This window comes from Olsenella phocaeensis, from assembly GCF_900120385.1.
GTDB classification, from domain to species: Bacteria; Actinomycetota; Coriobacteriia; order Coriobacteriales; family Atopobiaceae; genus Olsenella_I; species Olsenella_I phocaeensis.
Window position 1 is genome coordinate 1 of sequence record NZ_LT635509.1, and the last position, 4,828, is coordinate 4,828.

General features: G+C 67.2%; 3 protein-coding genes and 2 pseudogenes. All 5 read left to right on the forward strand.

Features of this window, described 5'->3' with window-relative positions:
* The first annotated feature begins 124 nt into the window (after positions 1-124).
* On the forward strand, positions 125-529 hold the full coding sequence (locus BQ7388_RS10330) for a flavodoxin domain-containing protein (protein WP_009277921.1): 405 nt from the start codon (positions 125-127) through the stop codon (positions 527-529).
* Positions 530-682: 153 nt separating this feature from the next.
* Positions 683-1,144, forward strand: a pseudogene (eno, locus tag BQ7388_RS10335) (phosphopyruvate hydratase); the annotation flags it as partial.
* A gap of 13 nt (positions 1,145-1,157) precedes the next feature.
* Complete coding sequence (locus BQ7388_RS10340; protein WP_234946953.1) at positions 1,158-2,126, forward strand: glutamine synthetase family protein; 969 nt, start codon at positions 1,158-1,160, stop codon at positions 2,124-2,126.
* Between the two features lie 288 nt (positions 2,127-2,414).
* On the forward strand, positions 2,415-4,649 hold the full coding sequence (locus BQ7388_RS10345; RefSeq protein WP_072500598.1) for an ABC transporter permease subunit: 2,235 nt from the start codon (positions 2,415-2,417) through the stop codon (positions 4,647-4,649).
* Positions 4,639-4,828: pseudogene (locus BQ7388_RS10350) on the forward strand (ectoine/hydroxyectoine ABC transporter ATP-binding protein EhuA); the annotation flags it as partial. The gene BQ7388_RS10345 and the pseudogene BQ7388_RS10350, both read left to right, overlap by 11 nt.

Below are 4,828 nucleotides of genomic sequence, written 5' to 3' on the forward strand. Positions count from 1 at the left end.
GGCCTGAGCCTGGCGGCACTCCTCTCGTAGGCCCTGCGCGACCCGCGGACGGGTCCTGGCGCCTCGTCGGCACCCGCCCGCGCATCGCACAGGCGATGTCCAACCACGAGCAAGGAGGAGAGACATGAGCAAGACAGCGGTCGTCTACTGGAGCCAGTCGGGAAACACGGAGGCCATGGCAAACGCCCTGGCGGACGCCCTGGGGACGGAGGCCGTCGAGGTCTCGTCGTTCTCTGCGGACTCCGTCTCGGGCTATGACGCGCTGGCCTTTGGCTGCCCCGCCATGGGCGACGAGGAGCTCGACCCGGACTTCGAGGAGGTCTGGAACGAGTGCCTGCCCGCCCTGGGCGAGAAGCCCGTCGGCCTCTTCGGCAGCTACGACTGGGGCACCGGCGATTGGATGGAGACCTGGAAGTCTGCCGCGGAGGACGCCGGCGTCAACGTGGTCGGCACCGTCATCGCCAACCTCGAGCCGGACGACGATGCCCTCGAGGAGCTCAAGGTCCTGGGAGAGAAGCTCTCTGCCTGATGGCTCGGACATGGCCCCGTCGCCTCTCCTGACTATGAAGAAGTCGTGGAGAGCGCTGGCGGGGCTCCCGTTCGCACGGCCAGGGGAACAAGTAAGACATGCCTAACAGGTTCCCAGGCATGGGGGTCAAAAGCCTAGAGAAAGGTTCTGCCCATGAGCGAGATTATCGATGTCTACGGTCGCGAGGTCCTGGATTCGCGCGGCAACCCCACCGTCGAGGTGGAGGTCGCCCTGGCCGACGGCTCCGTCGGCCGCGCCATAGTCCCCTCCGGCGCCTCCACCGGCGAGTTCGAGGCCGTCGAGCTGCGTGACGGCGACCCCGAGCGCTATCTTGGCAAGGGCGTGCTCAAGGCCGTCGAGCACGTGAACAACGAGTGCAACGAGGCCCTGGTGGGCGTCGACGCGGCAGACCAGCGCGCCGTCGACGCGGCCCTGATCGCCGCGGACGGCACCCCCAACAAGGCCAAGCTGGGCGCCAACGCCATCCTGGGCTGCTCGCTCGCTGCGGCCCGTGCCGCAGCGGTCTCCGCTGGCCAGCCCCTCTATGCCTACCTGGGCGGCGTCAACGCCCACACCCTGCCCACGCCCATGATGAACGTCCTCAACGGCGGGGTCCNAGGGCTACGTCATGAACGTGGGTCCCAAGCTCGAGTACTTCTACTTCGACCAGGAGAAGGCCCCCACGCCCGTGCCCCTCGACCATGCGGGCTACTTCGACCTGACCTCGTCCGACTCCGCTATGGACCTCAGGCGCGAGACCACCCTGAGCCTCGAGCACATGTCCATCCCGGTGACCTACTCCTACCACAGCAGCGCCCCCTCCCAGAACGGGATCGAGCTGCGCTACTCCGAGGCCGTCACCTGCGCGGACAACATCATGACGTCGCGCCTTGTCATCAGGCAGCTGGCCCACGAGCACGGCATGATGGCCTCCTTCATGCCCAAGCCCTTCACGGGGGCGTCGGGCTCTGGCATGTTCCTCTACCAGTCGCTCTTCGACCACGACGGCAACAACCTCTTCTGGGCCCCCAAGACCGAGCACCCCGCGCACCTCTCGCCCCTGGCCCAGCACTACGTGGCGGGACTCCTCAAGTACGCCCCAGAGTTCATGCTGGTCACCAATCCCACCGTGAACTCCTACAAGCGCCTCGTCTCCAACGGCGAGGTTCCCGTGTACGCCACCTGGGGCCGCAAGAACCGCTCCGCGCTGGTGCGCATACCCACCCACAAGCCGGGCAAGCACCAGGCCACTAGGGTCGAGCTCCGCAACCCCGACCCCACGGCCAACCCCTACCTGGCCCTCGCGGTCTCGCTCGCGGCAGGCATCCGCGGCATCGAGGAGGGGCTCGAACTTCCCGAGGAGTCCTTCTCGGGCTTCGAGCGCCTCAACGACGGCGAGCTGGCGAGCAGGGGCTTCCGTCGCCTGCCTAGAAACCTCGGCGACGCCATAAAGCGCTTCGACAGGAGCGAGCTCATGCGAGAGACCCTGGGAGACCACATCTGCGACTACCTCGTGGCGCAGAAGTGGCGCGAGTGGGACGAGTACAGCGCCACGGTCACCGAGTGGGAGCGCAAGAGCTACTACGCGGGCCTGTAGGCGGGGCTGGGGCTCGGGTGGCCTCGTCCCGACGCCGTCTGGGATGGCGTGAGGGGATGGTGGCGATGGGCTCGCCGCCGTCCTCTCCCTTTCGTCCTCTCGACCTGGCTTTGTTTCGTCAAATTAAAACATTGCACCCACTGTTATGCAAATTTTGGAATTAACCCCTTCAAAATTCGTTGCATAAACTATACTTCCACCAAAACGCGCCCCAACTGGGACGCGGGCGGCGGGACGGAGTCTGGCACAGACCCGTCCCGCGCGACGTTCTTAGAGGGAGTGGTGGTCATGGGGGACGGCAGGCGCACGACGCGGCTCAAGGGCCTGGGGGTGACGCTTGTCCTCGCGGTGCTCCTGGCCTGTGGCCTGGGGCTCGCGGGCTGCTCGGGCTCGACCTCCTCCGCCGGCGACGCGGCGGAAGACCTGGGCCTGGTGACCCCCGGCAAGCTGAGCGTGGTCTCGGACCTCGCCAACCCGCCCTTCGACTACATAGAGGAGGGGACCACCAACCCCGCGGGCTTCGAGGTGGAGCTCATGCAGGCGCTCGCGCAGAAGCTCGGCCTCGAGTGCGAGTTCCTGCCCGCCCAGAAGTTCGACTCCATCATTCCCATGATCAAGCAGGGCGGCAAGGCGGACGTGGGCGCATCGAACTTCACGATCACCGACGAGCGCCTGGAAGAGATCGACTTCACCGACGCCTACATCGACTCCAACCAGGGGGTCGTCACCTCCGCCGCCCTCGCGGGTCCCGTCGAGGCGGACTACTCCTCCGCGCTCGACCAGGCTGGCGCGACCGTGGCCGTCCAGGCGGGCACCACCGGCGAGGCGTGGGCGCGCGAGAACCTGCCCAACGCCAACGTCGTCGCCCTCGACGACCCCATCGCCGCCCTCACCGGCGTGCAGAGCGGGCGCTACCAGGCGGTGGTGGCAGACCTGCCCGTCATGCAGTACGAGGTGCTCAACTCCTATACCCAGCTCAAGGTCGCGCTGCAGGTTCCCACGGGCGAGCAGTACGGCATCGTGGTGAGCAAGGACAACCCCAGGCTCACGGCCGCGCTCGACGAGGCGCTGGCGGAGGCGCGCGCGGACGGCACCCTGGACGCCCTGGAGCAGAAGTGGTTCGGCTCGAGCGAGGGCTCCTCTGCCACGGCCGCGACGACGCAGGGGGACGCGACCGCAGGTTCGTCCTCCGCCAACGCAGCGGACGCCGGCAGCGTCGCGGTCGAGAAGGCCACGGCACGGCCCAACGAGAGCGGTGGGTCTGGCGTCATTGGTGGCATGAACACACGTCTGACCTGGGAGGGGACCGTCCATGTCGCCGCGGGTGTCTCGTCGGTCACCCTGACCCTTCCCGAGGGCTCGACCTTCGACGGCTCCAGCACCCGCGTGACGGTGCTCGACGGCCTTGACCGCGTGAGCGTGGACGCCACCGCCAAGCCGTCCGGCACGAGCCTCGAGGTCGACTTCGCGACCCCCATCCCCGACGGCTCCCTGCTCAGGCTCGAGGTCACCGACATGCAGTTTCCTGCCGCGGGCGGGGACTACTCCGTGGGCGGGTCGTACGCCACGGCGGGCGGTGCCACCGGCAGCCTCGCCGACTCGCCCTCCATCTCCATCATCAAGAACACGCCGGTCCAGGCCGTCGTCAACTGGTTGGACGGCCAAGCGTGGGTCGGGGCGTGGAACTCCGTGCCCTTCCTCAACATGTTCTTCAAGCCGCAGCTCCTGGTGACCTCGTTCGTCTCGCTCTTCCAGGGCTGGCTCGTGTGCCTCGCCCTCGTGGTGGTCGCCTATCCCTTCGCCATCCTCCTGGGCCTGGCCTTCGCGCTGATGAAGATCTCGAAGCACCGCGTCCTGCGCGCCATCGCGATCGTCTACATCAACATCCTGCGCGGCACCCCGCTCTTCCTGCAGATCTACATCATGTTCTTCGGCCTGCCCATGCTGGGGATCAACATCGACAACAACGTCCTGGGCGTCATCGTCATCGCCATCAACTCCTCCGCCTACCAGGCCGAGATCTTCCGTGCTGGCATCCAGTCCATCCCCCAGGGGCAGTACGAGGCCTCCGCGTCGCTGGGCATGACGGACATGCAGACCATGCTCTGGATCATCCTGCCCCAGACCGTGCGCCGCGTGATCCCCACCATCACCAGCGACTTCATCACCTCCTACAAGGACACGTCGCTGCTCTCGTCCGTGGGCGTCATGGAGCTCATGATGTTCTCGAAGAACCTCACCACGGTGTCGGGCAACATCACCCCCTACATCGCCGCTGCGGTCTACTACCTCATCGTGACCCTGCCGCTCACCAAGGCGGTGGGCGTGGTGGAGAGGCGCCTCTACGACGCCGAGCACGGGGCTGGGCCCCGTCCCAAGGAACCAGGCGAGGCCACGGGCGAGAAGGCCTCGGAGGCCCCTGCCGGCGGCGCTCCCGAGCCGCGTGCCTCGATGGTCGAGTCGCTTGTCGCCCCCTTCCGATCGCACGTTCGCACCGACGGAGGTGTCGCAGATGCCCTTTAGGAAGAAGATCCAGGCCAAGGCTGACGCTGTCGAGGTCCCGCCCGCGATGGACGCCGACGAGGCGGCGCGCGTCGCCATCGCGCAGGACCGCGCCCTCTCGCGCCACCACTTCGTGGAGGGCGAGCATCCCGTGGTGCGCATCGAGCACCTCAACAAGACCTTCACCGACACCCCGGTGC